The sequence below is a fragment of the Planktotalea arctica genome, assembly GCF_002105285.1.
Taxonomy (GTDB): domain Bacteria; phylum Pseudomonadota; class Alphaproteobacteria; order Rhodobacterales; family Rhodobacteraceae; genus Planktotalea; species Planktotalea arctica.
On record NZ_MUHR01000001.1, the window covers coordinates 498,524 to 515,018 of the forward strand.

At 59.2% G+C, this 16,495-nt stretch carries 19 protein-coding genes; 14 read left to right on the top strand and 5 right to left on the bottom strand.

Features of this window, described 5'->3' with window-relative positions; translation table 11 throughout:
* The first annotated feature begins 48 nt into the window (after positions 1 to 48).
* From B9P63_RS02525 to B9P63_RS02545, 5 genes are all read left to right on the top strand, one after another.
* On the top strand, positions 49 to 1,770 hold the full coding sequence (locus B9P63_RS02525; RefSeq protein WP_085306952.1) for an acyl-CoA dehydrogenase: 1,722 nt from the start codon (positions 49 to 51) through the stop codon (positions 1,768 to 1,770).
* Positions 1,771 to 1,775: 5 nt separating this feature from the next.
* Positions 1,776 to 2,810, top strand: coding sequence for an MBL fold metallo-hydrolase (locus B9P63_RS02530; RefSeq protein ID WP_095532984.1), 1,035 nt, complete (start codon positions 1,776 to 1,778; stop codon positions 2,808 to 2,810).
* 28 nt (positions 2,811 to 2,838) lie between these two features.
* Positions 2,839 to 3,282 (top strand): DUF6173 family protein, encoded by a 444-nt coding sequence (locus B9P63_RS02535; protein WP_085306954.1) that lies wholly within the window; start codon positions 2,839 to 2,841, stop codon positions 3,280 to 3,282.
* Between the two features lie 106 nt (positions 3,283 to 3,388).
* Positions 3,389 to 3,523, top strand: coding sequence for an aa3-type cytochrome c oxidase subunit IV (locus B9P63_RS02540; protein WP_085306955.1), 135 nt, complete (start codon positions 3,389 to 3,391; stop codon positions 3,521 to 3,523).
* Between the two features lie 57 nt (positions 3,524 to 3,580).
* Positions 3,581 to 4,195 (top strand): hypothetical protein, encoded by a 615-nt coding sequence (locus B9P63_RS02545; RefSeq protein ID WP_085307070.1) that lies wholly within the window; start codon positions 3,581 to 3,583, stop codon positions 4,193 to 4,195.
* A gap of 96 nt (positions 4,196 to 4,291) precedes the next feature.
* Here B9P63_RS02545 and B9P63_RS02550 read toward each other — a convergent pair whose 3' ends face one another.
* The 4 genes from B9P63_RS02550 to B9P63_RS02565 are packed head-to-tail and all read right to left on the bottom strand — an operon-like array spanning position 4,292 to position 7,734.
* Positions 4,292 to 5,467 carry a lytic murein transglycosylase gene (locus tag B9P63_RS02550; RefSeq protein ID WP_085307071.1) on the bottom strand — a complete coding sequence of 392 codons (1,176 nt, stop codon included), beginning with the start codon at positions 5,465 to 5,467 and terminating at the stop codon, positions 4,292 to 4,294.
* Positions 5,468 to 5,501: 34 nt separating this feature from the next.
* Positions 5,502 to 6,416 (bottom strand): adenosylcobinamide-phosphate synthase CbiB, encoded by a 915-nt coding sequence (cbiB, locus tag B9P63_RS02555; protein ID WP_085306956.1) that lies wholly within the window; start codon positions 6,414 to 6,416, stop codon positions 5,502 to 5,504.
* The gene (locus tag B9P63_RS02560) at positions 6,413 to 7,366 is read right to left on the bottom strand and encodes a threonine-phosphate decarboxylase (RefSeq protein WP_085306957.1); all 954 of its coding nucleotides are present in this window, start codon (positions 7,364 to 7,366) and stop codon (positions 6,413 to 6,415) included. The genes cbiB and B9P63_RS02560 overlap by 4 nt, the downstream gene beginning before the upstream one ends.
* Positions 7,363 to 7,734, bottom strand: coding sequence for a DUF1636 family protein (locus B9P63_RS02565; protein WP_085306958.1), 372 nt, complete (start codon positions 7,732 to 7,734; stop codon positions 7,363 to 7,365). Before B9P63_RS02565 ends, B9P63_RS02560 begins: the two co-directional genes overlap by 4 nt.
* Before the next feature lie 182 nt (positions 7,735 to 7,916).
* Here B9P63_RS02565 and B9P63_RS02570 point away from each other — a divergent pair, with 182 nt between their 5' ends.
* Positions 7,917 to 8,279 carry a response regulator gene (locus B9P63_RS02570; RefSeq protein ID WP_085306959.1) on the top strand — a complete coding sequence of 121 codons (363 nt, stop codon included), beginning with the start codon at positions 7,917 to 7,919 and terminating at the stop codon, positions 8,277 to 8,279.
* On the opposite strand, the gene B9P63_RS02575 is transcribed toward B9P63_RS02570, so the two are convergent.
* Positions 8,276 to 9,250 (bottom strand): glutathione S-transferase family protein, encoded by a 975-nt coding sequence (locus tag B9P63_RS02575; protein WP_085307072.1) that lies wholly within the window; start codon positions 9,248 to 9,250, stop codon positions 8,276 to 8,278. The genes B9P63_RS02570 and B9P63_RS02575 overlap by 4 nt on opposite strands.
* 377 nt (positions 9,251 to 9,627) lie before the next feature.
* On the opposite strand from B9P63_RS02575, the gene B9P63_RS02580 reads away from it, so the two are divergent.
* Genes B9P63_RS02580 through B9P63_RS02615 form a run of 8 tightly spaced genes read left to right on the top strand, consistent with a single transcriptional unit; the run spans position 9,628 to position 16,478 of the window.
* Positions 9,628 to 9,852, top strand: coding sequence for a DUF6732 family protein (locus tag B9P63_RS02580; RefSeq protein WP_085307073.1), 225 nt, complete (start codon positions 9,628 to 9,630; stop codon positions 9,850 to 9,852).
* A 5-nt stretch (positions 9,853 to 9,857) separates the two neighbouring features.
* Complete coding sequence (locus B9P63_RS02585; protein WP_085306960.1) at positions 9,858 to 11,051, top strand: sirohydrochlorin chelatase; 1,194 nt, start codon at positions 9,858 to 9,860, stop codon at positions 11,049 to 11,051.
* Complete coding sequence (locus B9P63_RS02590; protein ID WP_085306961.1) at positions 11,048 to 11,683, top strand: precorrin-8X methylmutase; 636 nt, start codon at positions 11,048 to 11,050, stop codon at positions 11,681 to 11,683. The genes B9P63_RS02585 and B9P63_RS02590 overlap by 4 nt, the downstream gene beginning before the upstream one ends.
* 60 nt (positions 11,684 to 11,743) lie before the next feature.
* The gene (gene cbiE / locus B9P63_RS02595) at positions 11,744 to 12,946 is read left to right on the top strand and encodes a precorrin-6y C5,15-methyltransferase (decarboxylating) subunit CbiE (protein ID WP_085306962.1); all 1,203 of its coding nucleotides are present in this window, start codon (positions 11,744 to 11,746) and stop codon (positions 12,944 to 12,946) included.
* The gene (cobI, locus tag B9P63_RS02600) at positions 12,943 to 13,644 is read left to right on the top strand and encodes a precorrin-2 C(20)-methyltransferase (RefSeq protein WP_085306963.1); all 702 of its coding nucleotides are present in this window, start codon (positions 12,943 to 12,945) and stop codon (positions 13,642 to 13,644) included. The genes cbiE and cobI overlap by 4 nt, the downstream gene beginning before the upstream one ends.
* Entirely contained in the window at positions 13,635 to 15,446 is a 1,812-nt protein-coding gene (gene cobJ, locus B9P63_RS02605) for a precorrin-3B C(17)-methyltransferase (RefSeq protein WP_085306964.1), read from the top strand. Before cobI ends, cobJ begins: the two co-directional genes overlap by 10 nt.
* A gap of 27 nt (positions 15,447 to 15,473) precedes the next feature.
* Positions 15,474 to 16,262 (top strand): precorrin-4 C(11)-methyltransferase, encoded by a 789-nt coding sequence (cobM, locus tag B9P63_RS02610; protein ID WP_085306965.1) that lies wholly within the window; start codon positions 15,474 to 15,476, stop codon positions 16,260 to 16,262.
* Between the two features lie 12 nt (positions 16,263 to 16,274).
* Positions 16,275 to 16,478: a hypothetical protein gene (locus tag B9P63_RS02615; protein ID WP_085306966.1), complete on the top strand. Its 204-nt coding sequence runs from the start codon at positions 16,275 to 16,277 to the stop codon at positions 16,476 to 16,478.
* Positions 16,479 to 16,495: the final 17 nt, after the last annotated feature.

A 16,495-nucleotide genomic window follows, 5' to 3' on the forward strand; every position in this document is an offset into this window, starting at 1 on the left:
GTAACAGCCGATGGCTGTGTGCGCGCCTTAAAAAAGAGAGGCACTTCTATGCCCTACCGCGCCCCGCTTGCCGATTTTCAGTTTTTATTTGATCACGTGGTCGATTTTGCGTCGATCGCAGGGCAAGACCGCTTTGCGGATGCCAGCGATGATGTGGTCACCGCGATCCTGAGCGAAGCGGCAAATCTGAGCGAAGAGGTTCTTGTACCGCTCAATCGCGTCAGTGACACGGCACCCGCGCGTTTGGAAAACGGAGTTGTGCGTACGCCTCCTGGCTTTATCGAGGGCTACCGCGCGATCGCTGATGGCGGCTGGGTTGGCATTTCCGCAGATCCGGAGCACGGCGGCATGGGTCTCCCCATGAGCATAACGACGGTTGTGAACGAAATGATGGCGGGTGCGTGCCTGTCGCTACAACTTGCACCGATGATGACACAAGGGCAGATCGAAGCGCTTGAATGTCACGGGTCTGATGCGCTCAAGGCAGTGTATTTGCCCAAGCTGATTTCGGGTGAATGGACTGGCACGATGAACCTGACAGAAGGGCATGCGGGCAGCGACGTGGGGGCATTGAGCAGCAAGGCTGTGCCAAATGATGACGGCAGTTACAGCGTGACGGGTCAGAAGATTTACATCACTTGGGGTGATCATGACGTGGCCGCGAACGTGTGCCATTTGGTGTTGGCACGTTTGCCGGGCAGCGTGGCAGGGACCAAGGGGATCAGCCTGTTCCTGGTGCCCAAGTACCTGCCCGACAGCGCTGGTAACCCCGGTGTTGCTAACACGCTCAAAGTGGTCAGTCTCGAGCATAAGCTGGGAATCCACGGCAGCCCGACAGCGGTGATGCAATACGACGGTGCGCAGGGATGGCTGGTGGGGCACGAAGGCGGCGGAATGCGCGCCATGTTCACCATGATGAACAACGCACGCCTTGGCGTCGGCGTACAAGGGGTTGGCGTGGCCGAAGCGGCTATGCAAAAAGCGCTGGAATACGCGCGCGAGCGCAAGCAAGGACGCAGCCCGATCGAGGGGGGCAGCGGCACGATTATGGATCATGCCGACGTGCGACGCATGCTGAGTGTGATGAAGGCTGATGTCTTTGCCGCGCGCGCAATCGCGCTGATGTGCGCCGCCGCGATCGATATGGAAACCGCGACGGGACAAGCGGAGTGGGCGACACGCGCCGCTGTTCTGACTCCGATTGCCAAGGTCTTTGGCACGGCCACGGGCATGCGCGTTGCAGAAATGGGCGTGCAGGTGCATGGCGGCATGGGTTTCATTGAAGAAACCGGGGCTGCGCAGTTCAGCCGCGACGTACGCATCACGGCGATCTATGAGGGTACCAATGGCATTCAGGCCATGGACCTTGTCGCACGCAAATTGATGGACGGCGGTGAGGGCGCTTTTGCGCTGCTCGACGAGATCGAGAGCTTTACCGAAAGCGCACGCGAGATTTGCCCGACGCTGGCGGAGCCGCTTTGGAACGCCACGGAAAGTCTGCGCGAGTGTACCGAGTGGATGCTGGCGCAAGAGAACTTGAATACGCGGTTCGCGGGCGCAGCACCTTTCCTGATGGCCTTCGCGCGTGTGCTTGGCGGCTTTGCCCATCTCAAGGCGGCCATGGCCGAGCAAGGTAAGGGTGCGCGCACGAAACTGGCGAAGATCTACATGACGCGGTTGTTGCCCGAGCACTTGGGCCTGTTGCTCGAGGCACAGGTTGGCGAGAGTGATCTTTATGCGCTGAGTGTTGATGAACTGGCGAGCGTGTGAAGGATTTGGGGGGCACGATCCGCTATCCTTGGGAGCAACCTCCCGAGGGGGCGGGTGCAATAGAAGTTGCGCCAGGTGTGCTTTGGATGCGCCTGCCTTTGCCGATGAAACTGGATCACGTGAACGTCTATGCGCTGGACGAGGGCGAGAGCTGGACAATTATCGACACAGGTTTCGCCAGCCGTAAATCTCGCGCGATCTGGGCGGATATTCTGGCCGGTCCTTTGGGCGGCAAACCGGTCTCACGGGTGTTGGTGACGCATCATCACCCCGATCATATCGGCCTCGCCGGCTGGTTCCAGAGCGAGCACGGCGCAGAACTTTGGACGACGCGCACAGCTTGGCTCATGGGGCGCATGTTGCAACTGGACGAGCAGGCGATGCCGACCCACGAGACGCTGGAATTCTGGCGCAGCGCGGGCATGGCGGATGATGTTCTGGCAGAGCGCGCGGCTGAGCGGCCGTTCAATTTCTCTGATGTGGTTGCGCCTTTGCCGCTGGGATACCGGCGCATCAAGCAGGGCGATACGATCCGCGCGGGCGGGCGGACCTGGGATGTGCATATGGGCAATGGCCACGCGCCCGAGCACGCAACGCTGTGGTCGCGCGATGACAATCTGGTGATCGCGGGGGATCAAATTCTGCCCTCGATCAGCTCTAACATCGGGGTCTACGCGACCGAGCCGGATGCGGATCCTGTTGGCGACTGGCTTGAGGCATGCGAGCGGTTAAACATGCTGGCGCGCGCCGATCACCTTGTTTTGGGGGGGCACAAGCTGCCGTTCACCGGCCTGCCCGCGCGCATGCGCCAGTTGATCGACAATCACCACGGCGCTTTGAAACGCCTTGAGGCGCATCTGGAAACGCCTTCAACGGCGGGTGAATGTTTCGCGCCGCTGTTCAAGCGCAAGATCGGCCCTGCGGAATACGGGCTCGCGCTGGTTGAATCTATCGCACATGTGCAGCACCTTTGGATCGAGGGCCGCGTTGCGCGTGAAAAACGCGCGGACGGGGCTTGGGTCTATCGCCGCATCGCTTAGGGGCGCGGCCTTGCAGGAGAGAGCTAAAATGGGCGATCAGATTATGACTTCGGCAGAGGCGGCGGAGGCCGACGCGCTGCCGCGGCGCTTTGAAGCGCATACCGAAGACGGCAAGTGCCGCGACGAGCGCACGGAAGGCTTGGGCAGCAAGCCGGCCAAGGCGAAAAGCCCGGCAGAATGGGCCTATGAGCGGTTGATCTTGTATATCCAGAATTTTGAGGAGCAGCTCGATAACGAACATGAGGTCGCTATGGGGTTTACCGGCGGTGACGCCGGCGTGCTCAAGATCGAGGGAATGGGGTATTTTGACCCCGATATCGTAACCTTCTACGGCTCTGATGCGGCGGCCGGTAAAACGCAGCTTGTGCAGCATGTAAGCCAGTTGAACGTCATGCTGCGCGCACTGCCCAAAGAGATCGAAACGGAAGAGCCCAATCGCATCGGTTTCAAACTTGCGCGTGATTTGACATGAATTAAGCTGGTATAGCAGGGGTGCGCGCTCAGGTCATAGGTGACAGCGCATCTGGAATCGGCTAACCAGCGCCAAGTTTAACAACGTCTCATCGAGGAGAAGATAAATGGCTGAGCATAAGCACGGTGAAATGGATACATCCGTTCAGGAAAAGACCTTCGAAGGTTTTATTAAATATACCACTTGGGGCGCAGCCGTTGCGATTGGCATTCTTTTGTTTGCAGCGCTGGTAAACGGCTAAAATTTTTGGGCGCGTGGCGGAACTTCTGCGCGCGCCTTGTTGCCGGGGGCGATCTTGATGCGCAAATTAATTCTGTGTCTGCTTTTGCCTTTGGTCCTGATGGGGTGCGGTGCGAAATCCGAATGGGCCTCTGACGAAATCGTCACGCGCATGGCGTATCGTGAACCCGGCCCTGCGACATTGACATTGGTGACGATGATCAACAATCGCTCTGGTGGCGGGGCGCATACGGCGCTGGTCATCAATGCCTCGCAACGGGTGATTTGGGATCCAGCCGGTTCGTTCGAGCATCCGCGCATTCCAGAGCGCAACGATGTGATTTATGGCGTGAATCCAGAGGTTTATAACGTCTACAAAAGTGCCCATGCGCGCGAAACGTTTCATGTGGTTCTGCAAGAAGTAGCGGTCTCACCCGAAGTCGCGGAAAAAGCCTTTGCCTTGGCGCGCCAGATGGGCCCGGTCGGACAGGCGCAATGTTCTGCATCTACGGCGAGCCTTTTGTCGCAGTTGCCGGGCTTCGAGACTATTGGCAGCCATTTTTTTCCGAAAAAGTTGATGGATGCCTTTGCGCGTTATCCCGGTGTGACGACGGATAAGCTTTTTGAAAATGATGCCGGAGATAAGGCAACAGCATTCAGCAACGCCGAAGCCTACCAGCCACAAACGTTCTGAGCGGGCGAAAACTTTTTCAAAAAGTTTTGGAAATTCCTGTGAAAGGAATTTTATTTCGGCCCTGGCGGGCCGAGAGTTTAATTGGCAAGATGAAGCTCAGAGCTTGCTTAGCAATGCAGGCGTGGGCCAGGCATCGGCAGGCATGCCCAGTTTTTGTTGAATATCCTGCACTGCAGCGCGGGTGTTTGCGCCAAGGATGCCATCCACTTTTCCCACATTATAACCAAGCGCCGCAAGTTTTCTTTGCAGGCTTTTCATTTGCCCATCGCTCAGTCCGGTGTCTGGATTGCCTGCGTTGTAGACTGCAGCCCCTTCCAGCCGGTTGGCAAAGTAGGCTGCGGTGAGCACATAGGTAAAGCTCTGGTTCCATTCGAAATAAACGCGGAAATTGGGATAGGCGATGAAGGCGGGGCCTTTGCGCCCTTGAGGTAGAATGATCGAAGCGGGCAGGCCGCCTGTAAGAGAGCCTTCACGTGCACGCACGCCCAACGATTGCCAATCCGCGCTTGTGGCAGAGTGGTTCAAGCCTGTTTTGGCCCAATCGAAATCGGAGGGGAGCGTCACCTCTTGCAGCCAAGGCTCGTCTTTGCGCCAGCCGAGGGCGTTTAGCATTTTGCCGCCCGACATCAGCGCATCAGGGGCGGAGGTTTTCAGATACACATGCCCATCGCCATCCCCGTCCACACCGTTTTCTAAGATGTCAGCGGGCAGCATTTGCACCATGCCGATTTCACCGGCCCAAGCGCCCGTTGTACGCGCAGGGTCAAAATCTCCGTGCTCGAACAATTCCAAGGCTGCGAAGATTTGTGGGCGGAACAGGTCGGGGCGGCGGCAGTCATGGGCGAGCGTGATCAACGCGTTGGCGGTGTTGAAATCACCCTGCACCGCGCCGTAATCGGTTTCGAACGCCCAAAAGGCCAGAAGGACGCCGCGCGAAATACCGTATTCCCGTTCGATTCGATCAAAGATCGCATCATAGGTTTTGGCCATGGAGCGGCCTTTGTTGATCCTGCCCTGGCTGATCAAGCGGCGTGAGAAATCGATGAAGGGCAGTTGAAACACGCCCTGCGAGCGGTCTGCCTTGAGCACGCCCGCGTCTTGGCGCGCCGAGGCGAAGAAGCGATCGACATTGGTAGGGGCATGGCCGCGCCGCACCGCTTCCTTTTTCAATTCCGAGACGAAGCTGGAAAAAGATCCGCCGCATTGTTGCGCGTATGCAGGAGCCGAAATGAGCATGGCAGCGAGCGCGAGAGCGCTGAGACGAGAGGGCATAATGGCTAAATCCTTGAGAAACATTAACCGAAGTCTAGAAACCCGAGAGTGTCAGCGCAAACACCAATGCTGCAAAAACGCCCCATGTGACCCAGAGCGCACGGACCGCGTCCTCGATCGCGCTTGCGCCGATGGATTTGCGTCCATTTACGTTGACGAATGCGAAGTCGCGCATCGCACCATCATAGCTGCGCGGACCTGACAGGGCGAGCCCGAGCGCGCGGGCCATGGCCGCTTCTGGCCAACCTGCGTTTGGGGATCGATGCTGGCGTGCTTCGCGCGCTATTTCACCAAGACGCCCAAACAGGCCGTAGGGCAGAGCAATGAGCAGCATGCTGAAGCGCGCAGGCACGAGATTGATCAGATCATCGAAACGCGCAGCCGCCCAGCCGAAATCTTGGTGGCGTGGAGTGCGATAACCGATCATGCTATCCGCAGTATTGGTGATTTTGTAGAGCAAAAGCCCTGGCAGTCCGGCGACGAGAAACCAGAGCGCAGGAGCGATGACGCCATCGGAGAAATTCTCCGCCGCACTTTCGATGGCGCTGCGCGCAATTGCAGGATCGTCCATATCGGCGGTATCGCGCCCAACAATCATTGCGACGGCGGTGCGGCCGTCACCTGTTGATTTACGCAAAGCGGCTGCGACGGCGGCGACGTGCTCTGCAAGGGATTTCTGTGCGATCAGAATAGCGGCGATTATGATTTCGACGACAGGGCCGAGCGTCGCGAGCAACAGCCCGAGCAGGATTGCGAAGAGTGCGAGTGCGGTCATGACCAACGCGCCTTTGACGCGCCTGAATTGCCCCGCGTTGAAGGTGCGATCGGCCCAGCCGATTAGCTTGCCCATAAGCACCGCAGGATGGGGCACGCGCGACCAGAGCCAGCGCGGTTCACCCATGAGGGCATCAAGCGCAAGTGCGCAGAGCAACATGCTCGCGCTGCTCATCTTTGTGCGCTAAGGGCTTTGCCGAGGCGCGCCCATTGATCCGGTGCCGGCAGGCCAAGGCGCAGCCATCGCGCCGAGTAGGGAAAGACGCGGGACCAGATATGCGCGCGCGCGAGGCGGGTTTGAAGGGCTTCTGCATCGCCCACATCGTAGAGGCGAAATAGGGGCGTTCCACCCACCAATGTGGCGCTTTGAGTGGCCATGAGCGCATCCAGGCGCGCAGCGTCGGCGCTCAGGCGCAGGCGCGTTTGCACGGCCCATGTTCGATCGCAAAGTGCGCGTGCGCCGATGCGCAGCGCCGGGCCGCTGACGGCCCAAGGGCCAGTGAAATCGCTTAGGTGCGTGATCAAGGCAGGATCGCCAATCGCAAAGCCAAGGCGCAGGCCTGCAAGGCCCCAAAACTTGCCGAAACTCTTGAGCAGGATCACGCCTTTGCGCTCGGCCAGATGGATCAGGCTGGCGTCGGGCGCGATGTCGCAAAAGCTCTCGTCGATGATGGTGAGGGGGGCAGAGGCGTCTGCGGCCCGCCAAAGCCGGCCATCGGGATTGTTGGGATGCACCAGCACCCGCGCGCTTGGCGCATGCGCGCTGATTTGCCAGCCCTGCGCGCCAAAGGCGGCGGCGTGTTCGTTATAGGTCGGCGCTGGAATATCGACGCGCGCTGAGGGCATCAGCGCGGGAATGCGCGCAATCAGGGCGGAGGCTCCGGGGGCGGGCAAAATTGCAGCGCCGCTTGGCACGTTCCAGAAGGTACGCGCAGCTGTATTCAGCCGATCGAGCGCGGCAGCATCCGGCAGGGCCGTCCAGTCCTGCGCACTGATTTCGCCGATGGGATAGGGCACGGGGTTGATGCCGGTCGATAGATCGATCCAGTCTGCGCGCGCGCCGCCGAACCGCTCTGCTGCTCCGTCAAGGCCGCCGCCGTGATCGCGGGGGGGAGAGGCGTTCATTCAGCCTCGGGCAAAGGTGGGTGGCGCGTGATGAAGTGTCCTTTGATCGTTTGCGGCCATTCGCGAAACGGAACTTGCCCGCTGCTCGATGCCGCGTGCTTTTCGGCATATTCGACAATGCCCGCCGCGGCCTCTTCGCTGGCATCAAATTTGCCGAGCGTATATGCGAGCTTGCCCGGTGCCTGAATGGCGATGTTGCAACTGTGCGAGCACCCCATCAGACAGGACACGCGGCGCGTTTTCACATCGCTGCCAGCAGCCGCGGCCTCCACGGCAAGGGCGAGCAGCTCACCATCCGTTTGCGTGTCTGTTTCAGCGTTCCAATCATCGCGCTTGCAGGTGTCGCAAACTGTAATCCATGTGGTCATCGTGGATTTGCCCCTATGCAAAATTCTTATCCACAGCGTTCAAGCGGAAAGCCGCCCGAGCTGCAAGTGTTTCTATTTAAATTTAGGACAACCCTTCACTTCGCTGTCCAAAATTAACGGTTTGTTAAGGCTTACGGGAGAAACCCGAGAGTAATCAAAAAGAATACAAGCGGTTGTCAGTCATGGAAGTACTTATCGTCGAAAGCCAGCCGGAGCTGGGCTATTTGTGGCAGGCCTGTCTGGAGCGTCAGGGCATGAAAGTCACTGTGGCTGTTGATCATGACGAAGCGCTGGAAGCGCTGCGCAAGACGCCGTTCGAAATGATTATCCTCGACTTGATACTTGCGAAGGGGCAAGCATTGGTAATTGCTGATTATGCGAGTTACCGGCGTCCCGAGGCGCGGATCATTTTCGTGACCAACACTTCGTTTTTCTCGGATGGCTCGATTTTTCAACTTAGCCCCAACGCCTGCGCCTTCGTGCAAAGTGCGACGCCGCCAGAGGATTTGGCGGCGATGGTGCAACATTATGCAAGCGCAACTTAGCTGCGCCCGTGGGGCTGTGCGAAATCAAGCTCTGGATTGGTCGGGATGATCCTATTTGGGTTAATCGTGTCGTGACTGTAGTGATAATGGCGCACGATATGGTGCATATTGACCGTCTCTTCGACGCCCGGCACTTGAAATAGATCGCGCGTATAGGCCCAGAGGTTAGGGTAATCAACGATGCGGCTGCGATTACATTTAAAGTGCAAATGATAGACCGGATCAAAGCGCACGAGCGTGGTGAACAGGCGCCAATCCGCTTCGCTCAGGCGATCGCCCATCAGGTAGCGTTTCTCGCCAAGGCGCTCTTCGAGCCAGTCGAGACTGTAGAACAAAGGTGTGATCGCGGCGTCATAGGCCGCCTGCGTGGTCGCGAAACCCGCTTTGTAGACGCCATTATTAATAGTGTCGTAGATGCGCGCGTTGACCTCCTCGATGTCTGCCCGCATTTCTTCAGGCCAGTAGTCATCGGTATTGCCCGTGATCCCCTCAAAGGCGGAATTGAACATGCGGATGATCTCGGAGGATTCGTTGGACACGATGGTTTCGCGCTGTTTGTCCCACAGGATTGGCACAGTAACGCGCCCTGAAATCAAAGGGTCCGCCTTGGTGTAGATATCGCGTGCGAAGGGCAGACCATAGAGCGTGTCGCCGCTTGCGCCATGCGCGTCCGTCTGGAAAGTCCAGCCTTGTGAGAGCATGTCTGGATGCACGGCCGAAATGGTGATGTGCTCGGTGAGGCCCTTGAGCGCGCGAAAGATCAACGTGCGATGCGCCCAGGGACAAGCATAGCTGACGTAGAGATGATAGCGCCCGGATTGTGCGGCAAAGCCGCCTGCGCCGGAGGGTCCTGCGCTGCCATCGGTAGTGATCCAGTTGCGAAACTTGGCCGTGCTGCGTTTGAACGCGCCGCCCGAAGATTTCGTATCATACCATTGGTCCTTCCAGACCCCATCGACGAGCAAACCCATTTTTAATTCCTTCAGTGTCGCGTTGCCCAAGATGTACCCCGTCGATAAGCGCACAGAAACACCGGTTTGCGCGCAGCTGCCGTGCAAACCTGCACATGTTGAGCGCAAAGCTGATCTCCGTGGGCGGACCCCTGTGTTCCCCTGCAGTTTGCACGCGGCGCCGCACATGGGCCTTCAAAGGCCGCGAATCCGTTTGAACCTAATATTGTGCGCGCCTATACGGGGGCGAACGACGCCCCTGAGGGGCCGGATCGGTGTGACGCGGCGGTTGACCCAAACAGGGGGCTTATGCGTCAGTGGTGATAGGCTTGCGCAGGCTTGCCTGCTCTCCTGTTCGGCCCGCAACTATGCCTGCCGATATGAAGGAAACCCAGCTGATGAAACTGCTTTTGATTGCCTGCCTTGCCCTGCTTTGGACAAGTGCTGCATTTGCCCATCCCGGTCATTTGATCGAGGTCGCGGGACATGGTCACTGGCTGGGCGCAGCGGCGATCGGTGCGGCGATCGCGCTGGGGGCTTGGGCGGCGCTCAAGGGGAAGAAATCGGGTTCTGACGATGCCGAGGCGGCAGAGCAGGACGACGAAGAATTGCAGGAGGCATAGAGGCGATGAGCAAAATCGGTGTAATGATTTGCGGGCATGGCTCGCGTAGCCAGTCGGCGGTGGATGAATTTTCGACATTGGCGGAAAAACTGCCGCCCTATCTGCCCGAGGGATGGGAGATGGAGTATGGCTATCTGGAGTTCGCCAATCCGGTGATCCGCGATGGTCTCGACAAGCTGCGCGATGCGGGCTGCGACAAGATTTTGGCGGTGCCGGGCATGCTCTTTGCCGCGATGCACTCCAAGAACGACATCCCGACGGTCTTGAACACCTATGCGGCCAAGCACGACATCGAGATTTCCTATGGCCGCGAGCTTGGGGTTGATCCCAAAATGGTCGCAGCGGCTGGGGGTCGTATCAAAGAGGCGGTTGAGCGCGCGAACGCGGAGCATGGCGAGGTGGCTTTGCAAGACACCTGCCTTGTAGTGATCGGGCGCGGCGCGTCTGACCCTGACGCAAACGGCAACGTCGCCAAGATCGCGCGCATGTTGCAAGAGGGCATGGGCTTTGGCTGGCTTGAAGTCGGTTACTCCGGCGTGACCTTCCCGCTGGTTGAACCCTGCCTGCAACACGCCTCCAAGCTGGGTTACAAGCGGGTCATCGTGTTCCCGTATTTCCTGTTCAGCGGCATTTTGATCGACCGTATTTACGGCTTTACCGATCAGGTCGCGGCAGAGCATCCTGAGATTGATTTCGTCAAAGCAGGTTACCTTGGCGATCACCCGCAGGTTTTGCAGACCTTCGCAGAGCGCGTTACGGAGCAAATGAGCGAAACGCCCCCGCCGAACTGCGGAATTTGCGCGTACCGCGAGCAGGTTCTCGCCTTCGACGATGGCCGCCATCACCACATCAAACCTGAAGATCGCACGCATCCTGCGTTTGGATCGGTTCCACCGCCCACCTGCGTGATGTGCAAATACCGCACGCAAGTCTTGGGCTTTGAGAGCGAAGTGGGCGCGGTCCAAGAAAGCCATCATCATCATGTGGAGGGGCAGGGTGCCTCTGCGCCCGGCTCCAACGTCGCGGACTGCACGCTTTGCGATACGTTCTGCACGGGCATGTGCCGCCTTGAGATGCAGGACAAGCACGATCACCATCACGCGCACGGCCATGATCACGAGCATGATCACCACCACCATGCAGAATACCCCCATGCGAAACACCCTCACGGCCCCGAAAGCGCACGGAAACGCTCGTGAGACCCTACGAGCGCGACCCGATGGCGATTTATGCGCAGAGCTTTGCGACCGTGCGGGCCGAGGCTAATCTGGATCGATTCGATACGGGGATGCAAAGCCTTGCGGTACGCCTGATCCATGCTTGCGGTATGGTCGAAGTGGCGGACAGGATCGCGTTTTCACAAGGGGCATATCTGGCTGGACACCGCGCCTTGCAGGCTGGCGCGCCGGTGCTCTGCGACTGTGAAATGGTCGGAGCAGGGATTATCAGGCGCTACCTGCCAAGCGAGAACGAGGTGATCGTCACGCTGAATGATCCGCGTGTGCCGGATCATGCGAAAGCGATTGGCAACACGCGCTCAGCGGCGGCAGTTGAATTGTGGGAGCCGCATCTCGAGGGCGCAGTCGTGGCCATCGGCAATGCCCCGACGGCGCTGTTTCATCTTTTGGAATTGCTCGATGCAGGCGCGCCGAAGCCTGCGGTGATCCTTGGATTCCCTGTTGGTTTTGTCGGTGCGGCGGAAAGCAAAGCGGAATTGGCGGATCGCCCGCGTGGCTGTGATTTCGTGGCGCTGCGCGGTCGGCGCGGCGGCTCGGCGATTGCTTCGGCAGCGGTGAACGCCCTGGCCGCGGGACTTCCCGAGGAGAGATGAGCGATTTTTCAAGAAAAATCGGATGCCTCCGGCGGAGATATTTAGAAAGAGAGGAAGACCATGTCTGAACCTTGGTTGCATATTGTTGGCATTGGCGAGGACGGTCTGGACGGGCTTGTCCCCGCGACACGCGGGGTTGTTGAAGCGGCGGAGGTGATCATTGGCGGTGATCGCCACCATCGTCTTAGCGAGAACGTGAGTGCAGAGCGCGTGGCATGGCCTTCGCCGTTTGATGCGTTGATTGACGTGTTGACCGGTTATCGCGGCAAGCGTGTTGTCGTGCTCGCCACGGGCGATCCTTTGTGGTTTTCCGTTGGCGCGCGGATTGGCCGTGCGATTGATGCGCGCGAAATCACCTATCATCCGCAGCTTAGCGCGTTTCAACTCGCGGCGGCGCGCATGGGCTGGTCGATGCCAGATGTGGAAACACTGACGGTGCATGGACGCCCTGTGGAGCAGATGATCGCATTCATTCAGCCCGATGTTAAGCTGTTGATCCTGACGACTGGTGCCGAGACTCCTGCGCAAATCGCGCGGTTTTTGAGCGAGCGTGGCTTTGGTCAAAGTAAAGTGAGCGTTTTGGCTGCGATGGGCGGCAAGGACGAGCAGCGTTTCGACGGGATTGCGAGCGATTGGTCACATATTGTGCCCGCGTTTAATACGATGGCGGTGGAGTGCCTTGCCGCGCCCGACGCGGCACTTTTGCCGCGCGTGCCGGGCCTTGCGGACGAGTTGTTTCAAAGCGACGGAACGATGACCAAACAGGAAGTGCGCGCGGCGACTTTAGCCAAGTTGATGCCCATGCGCGGGGCGCTCTTGTGGGATATCGGCACGGGCTGCGGGTCAGTTGCGGTGGAGTGGATGCGTGCTGCCCGTTATGCGCGCGCCATCGGGATCGAGCCGCGCGCGGATCGGCGCGCGATGGCGGCGGCGAATGCTTTGGCGCTCGGTGCGCCGAAGTTGGAACTGATCGACGGCAAGGTGCCTGAGGCCTTGAGCGGGCTTGAGGCACCGGACGCGGTGTTCATTGGCGGCGGCTTGTCCGAAGCGGTGTTCGAGGCGGCTTGGCAGGCCTTGCGTCCGCTTGGGCGATTGGTGGCGAATGCGGTCACGCTTGAAAGCGAAGCGGTGTTGTTCGCGCTGCACAAGCGCCATGGCGGCCAGCTTGTTAAGTTGCAAATCAACCGCGCGGAGCCTGTGGGCACGCTAACGGGGTGGCGTCCGCTGATGCCGGTGACGCAGTGGAGTTTGATCAAGCGATGAGCGGTAAACTTTATGGTGTCGGCCTTGGGCCGGGCGATCCTGAATTGATGACTTTGCGCGCGCATCGCCTAATCAAAGGTGCGCGTGTCGTGGCCTATCCGGCGCTTGCGGGGGCTGCGAGTTTCGCGCGTTCGATCGCGGCGGATGTGATCCCTGATGGTGCGCGCGAGATCGTTATGGACGTGCCGATGAGCGTGGAGCGCGCCCCTGCGCAAGCCGCCTATGACAAAGGCGCGGCGGAAATTGCGCTGGCGCTTGAGGCAGGGGACGATGTGATTTGCCTCTGCGAGGGCGATCCGTTTTTCTACGGCTCCTTCATGTATCTTTTCGCGCGCCTCTCGGAGCGGTTCCAAGTCGAAGTTGTGCCCGGCGTTACGTCGATCACCACCTGCGCGGCGCGCGCGGGCATGCCGCTGGCGGCGCGTAACGAGCGTTTGACGGTTCTGCCGGGGCCCTTGCCTGAGGACGAATTGCGTATGCGCATCGAGGGTGCGGAAAGCGTCGCGATTATGAAGGTAGGACGGCATTTGACCAAGATTCGCGGTGTGATTGAGGCCCTCGGCCTGACTTCGCACGCGGTCTATGTAGAGCGTGCGAGCCTGCCGGAAGAAGTGGTTCTCCCGCTTGCGAACGCGCCTGAAAAAGCCCCGTATTTTTCGATGATTTTGCTTACCAAAGGAGCCGATCCATGGCTGTGAGACCCGTAGTGATGGCGCTGTCGCGCTCTGGTGAAGCAACTGCGCACAAGGTGGCACAGGCGCTGGGCGCGCAGGTGCATGGGCGCGAGGGGCGCGTTGATGCCGCCGATGCTTTCTTTGGCAATGCGCTTGATCATGCGCGCGATTTGTTTGCTGCTGGTACGCCGCTCATCGGGGTTTGTGCGAGCGGGATTTTGATCCGCGGCGTAGCGCCACTGCTGAGCGATAAGCGCGCGGAGCCGCCTGTGATTTCCGTCAGTGATGATGGGGGCGTTGTGGTGCCGTTGCTAGGGGGGCATCGCGGTGCAAACCGTTTGGCGCATCAGATTTCCGAGGCTCTTGGGGGGGTCGCTGCAGTCACGACGGCGGGCGATGTGGCAATGGGCGTAGCGCTGGACGAGCCGCCTGCCGGTTATGCGCTTGCTAACCCTGAGGATGCCAAGGGTGCGATGGCAGCGATGCTGGGCGGCGCAGGAGTGCAGGTTCAGGGCAAGAATATTTTTGAGATTGAGAGCACGGGCAGCGGCGTTGATTTGATCGTGACGGAAGCACCAGTGGCGGGCTCAGAGGCGGCGCTGGTCTACCATCCGCAGCGTTTCGTTCTGGGCCTTGGCTGTGCGCGCAATGCGGATCCTGCAGAAATGTGGACGCAGGTTGAGGCGGTTCTGGCGGAGGCTGGCGTTGCGCAGGGGGCTGTCGCGGCAGTCGCCTCGATTGATTTGAAAGGCGATGAGCCTGCGATGATCGAAGTGGCCAAGCGCCTCGGCGTGCCTTTGCGGCTGTTCATAGCGGCTGAACTGGAGGCAGAAACAGCGCGTTTGGAAAACCCGTCCGAGGTGGTTTTTGCCGAAGTTGGCTGTCACGGGGTCAGCGAAGGCGCGGCTTTGGCGATGGTCGGCAGTGACGGGTCTTTGCGCGTGGCGAAGCGCAAAACTTTGAACGTGACAGTGGCTTTGGGCGAGGCTGTTGCGCCTTTGGTGGTGCTCAAAGGACGCGCGCGCGGAACGCTGTCGATTGTGGGCATTGGACCCGGTCAGGCGAGTTGGCGCACGCCCGAGGTCTCACGCCTAGTGGCACAGGCGGAAGAACTTGTGGGCTACGGGCTTTACATCGATTTGCTCGGACCACTAGCGATTGGCAAAGAGCGCTCTGATTTCCCGCTGGGCGGGGAAGAGGCGCGCTGCCGTTATGCGCTGGAGCAAGCGGGGCAGGGCAAGAATGTTGCGCTGGTTTGTTCGGGCGATGCGGGCATTTACGCCATGGGCGCGCTTGTGTTCGAATTGATGGATCGCGGCGCAGATGAGATGGGCGTATCGGACGCGGCCCGGCGTGTGGATGTCGTTTGTTCGCCCGGTGTGTCCGCTTTGCAAGGTGCGGCAGCGCGCGCTGGCGCGCCTTTAGGGCATGATTTCTGCGCGATTTCGCTGTCGGATTTACTGACGCCGCGCGATGATATTTTGCGCCGGTTGAAAGCAGCAGCTGAGGGTGATTTCGTGATTGCCTTCTATAATCCTGTATCCAAAACGCGTCGCACTTTGCTGGCCGAAGCGCGCGATATCCTCTTGAAACACCGCCCGAGTGATACGCCTGTGATGCTTGCGTCTTCTTTGGGGCGGCCCGAAGAGCACGTGCGCTATCGACGTTTGGATGCGCTGGAAGTGGATGAGGTGGATATGTTGACGGTTGTTCTGGTTGGCTCGTCCAACTCGAAACTGGCGCATTTGGGAACTGGCCCGCGCATGTATACCCCGCGCGGATATGCACGCAAAATTGACGGCGATTTGAGCAAGCAAGCGTCGTAACTTAAGTTTATTTAGGAAGATGAAGATATGACCGTTTACTTTATTGGCGCAGGGCCGGGCGATCCTGAATTGCTGACCTTGAAGGCGCAGCGTTTGATCGCGGCTTGCCCAGTGTGTTTGTATGCCGGGTCTTTGGTTCCTGAAGAGGTCGTCGCGGGCGCGCCCGAGGGTGCGATTGTGATGGATACGGCAGCAATGACGCTGGACGAAACTCACGGCGAGATTGTTGCCGCGCAGGGGCGCGGTGAGGATGTTGCGCGAGTGCATTCGGGCGATCCGTCATTGTATGGCGCGATTGCAGAACAAATCCGGCGACTTCGCGTGGATGGGATCGACTATCAGATCATCCCGGGCGTGCCTGCCTATGCGGCTGCCGCGGCTGCACTGGGTCAAGAATTGACTGTGCCAGAGATTGCGCAGTCAATTGTTTTGACGCGGGTTTCGATGAAAAGCACGTCGATGCCGCCGAAAGAGACTTTGGAGAATTTCGCAGCCACGGGTGCGACTTTGGCGATCCATTTGGGGGTGCGCAACCTGCGCGAAATCGTGCGTGTTTTAGGGCCACATTACGGGGAGGATTGCCCTGTGGTCGTGGCCTATCGCGTCGGTTGGCCGGATCAGATGTTCATTCGCGGCACGCTGAGCGACATTCACAAGAAGGTGCGTAAGGAAAAGATCACGCGCACGGCACTGACGCTGGTGGGGCCTGTGCTGGGCAACATTCGTGACTTCAAGGACTCGGCGCTGTATGATCCGAGCATGCCGCATGTGTTGCGCCCTGTTGAGGGCGCTGTGCTGGAAGAGCCGATTGATTAACCCGAAGGTGCTATGGCGGATCTGCTTTTACTTGTCTTGGGCGGAGCATGGGCACTTTTCTGTCTTTGGCTTTTGTTTTTGTTGGTTGTCACGGTGCCTTCGGACATGGCCAAGGAGCGTAACCGCGACCCGTTCGCTTGGGTGTTGATATCGCTTCCTGGTACGCCATTTCTGGCGATTTTTCTGCTTTGGCTGCTTGGTGACATCTCCGAGTAACCAATGCAAAGGATGCG

What these genes read in the sequence shown, in the direction of transcription:
- B9P63_RS02525 (WP_085306952.1), top strand. Translation starts at nt 49, where the DNA reads ATGCCCTACCGCGCCCCGCTTGCCGATTTTCAGTTTTTATTTGATCAC.
- B9P63_RS02535 (WP_085306954.1), top strand. Translation starts at nt 2,839, where the DNA reads ATGGGCGATCAGATTATGACTTCGGCAGAGGCGGCGGAGGCCGACGCG.
- B9P63_RS02540 (WP_085306955.1), top strand. Translation starts at nt 3,389, where the DNA reads ATGGCTGAGCATAAGCACGGTGAAATGGATACATCCGTTCAGGAAAAG.
- B9P63_RS02545 (WP_085307070.1), top strand. Translation starts at nt 3,581, where the DNA reads ATGCGCAAATTAATTCTGTGTCTGCTTTTGCCTTTGGTCCTGATGGGG.
- B9P63_RS02550 (WP_085307071.1), bottom strand. Translation starts at nt 5,467, where the DNA reads ATGCCCTCTCGTCTCAGCGCTCTCGCGCTCGCTGCCATGCTCATTTCG.
- cbiB (WP_085306956.1), bottom strand. Translation starts at nt 6,416, where the DNA reads ATGAGCAGCGCGAGCATGTTGCTCTGCGCACTTGCGCTTGATGCCCTC.
- B9P63_RS02560 (WP_085306957.1), bottom strand. Translation starts at nt 7,366, where the DNA reads ATGAACGCCTCTCCCCCCCGCGATCACGGCGGCGGCCTTGACGGAGCA.
- B9P63_RS02565 (WP_085306958.1), bottom strand. Translation starts at nt 7,734, where the DNA reads ATGACCACATGGATTACAGTTTGCGACACCTGCAAGCGCGATGATTGG.
- B9P63_RS02570 (WP_085306959.1), top strand. Translation starts at nt 7,917, where the DNA reads ATGGAAGTACTTATCGTCGAAAGCCAGCCGGAGCTGGGCTATTTGTGG.
- B9P63_RS02575 (WP_085307072.1), bottom strand. Translation starts at nt 9,250, where the DNA reads ATGGGTTTGCTCGTCGATGGGGTCTGGAAGGACCAATGGTATGATACG.
- B9P63_RS02580 (WP_085307073.1), top strand. Translation starts at nt 9,628, where the DNA reads ATGAAACTGCTTTTGATTGCCTGCCTTGCCCTGCTTTGGACAAGTGCT.
- B9P63_RS02585 (WP_085306960.1), top strand. Translation starts at nt 9,858, where the DNA reads ATGAGCAAAATCGGTGTAATGATTTGCGGGCATGGCTCGCGTAGCCAG.
- cbiE (WP_085306962.1), top strand. Translation starts at nt 11,744, where the DNA reads ATGTCTGAACCTTGGTTGCATATTGTTGGCATTGGCGAGGACGGTCTG.
- cobI (WP_085306963.1), top strand. Translation starts at nt 12,943, where the DNA reads ATGAGCGGTAAACTTTATGGTGTCGGCCTTGGGCCGGGCGATCCTGAA.
- cobJ (WP_085306964.1), top strand. Translation starts at nt 13,635, where the DNA reads ATGGCTGTGAGACCCGTAGTGATGGCGCTGTCGCGCTCTGGTGAAGCA.
- cobM (WP_085306965.1), top strand. Translation starts at nt 15,474, where the DNA reads ATGACCGTTTACTTTATTGGCGCAGGGCCGGGCGATCCTGAATTGCTG.
- B9P63_RS02615 (WP_085306966.1), top strand. Translation starts at nt 16,275, where the DNA reads ATGGCGGATCTGCTTTTACTTGTCTTGGGCGGAGCATGGGCACTTTTC.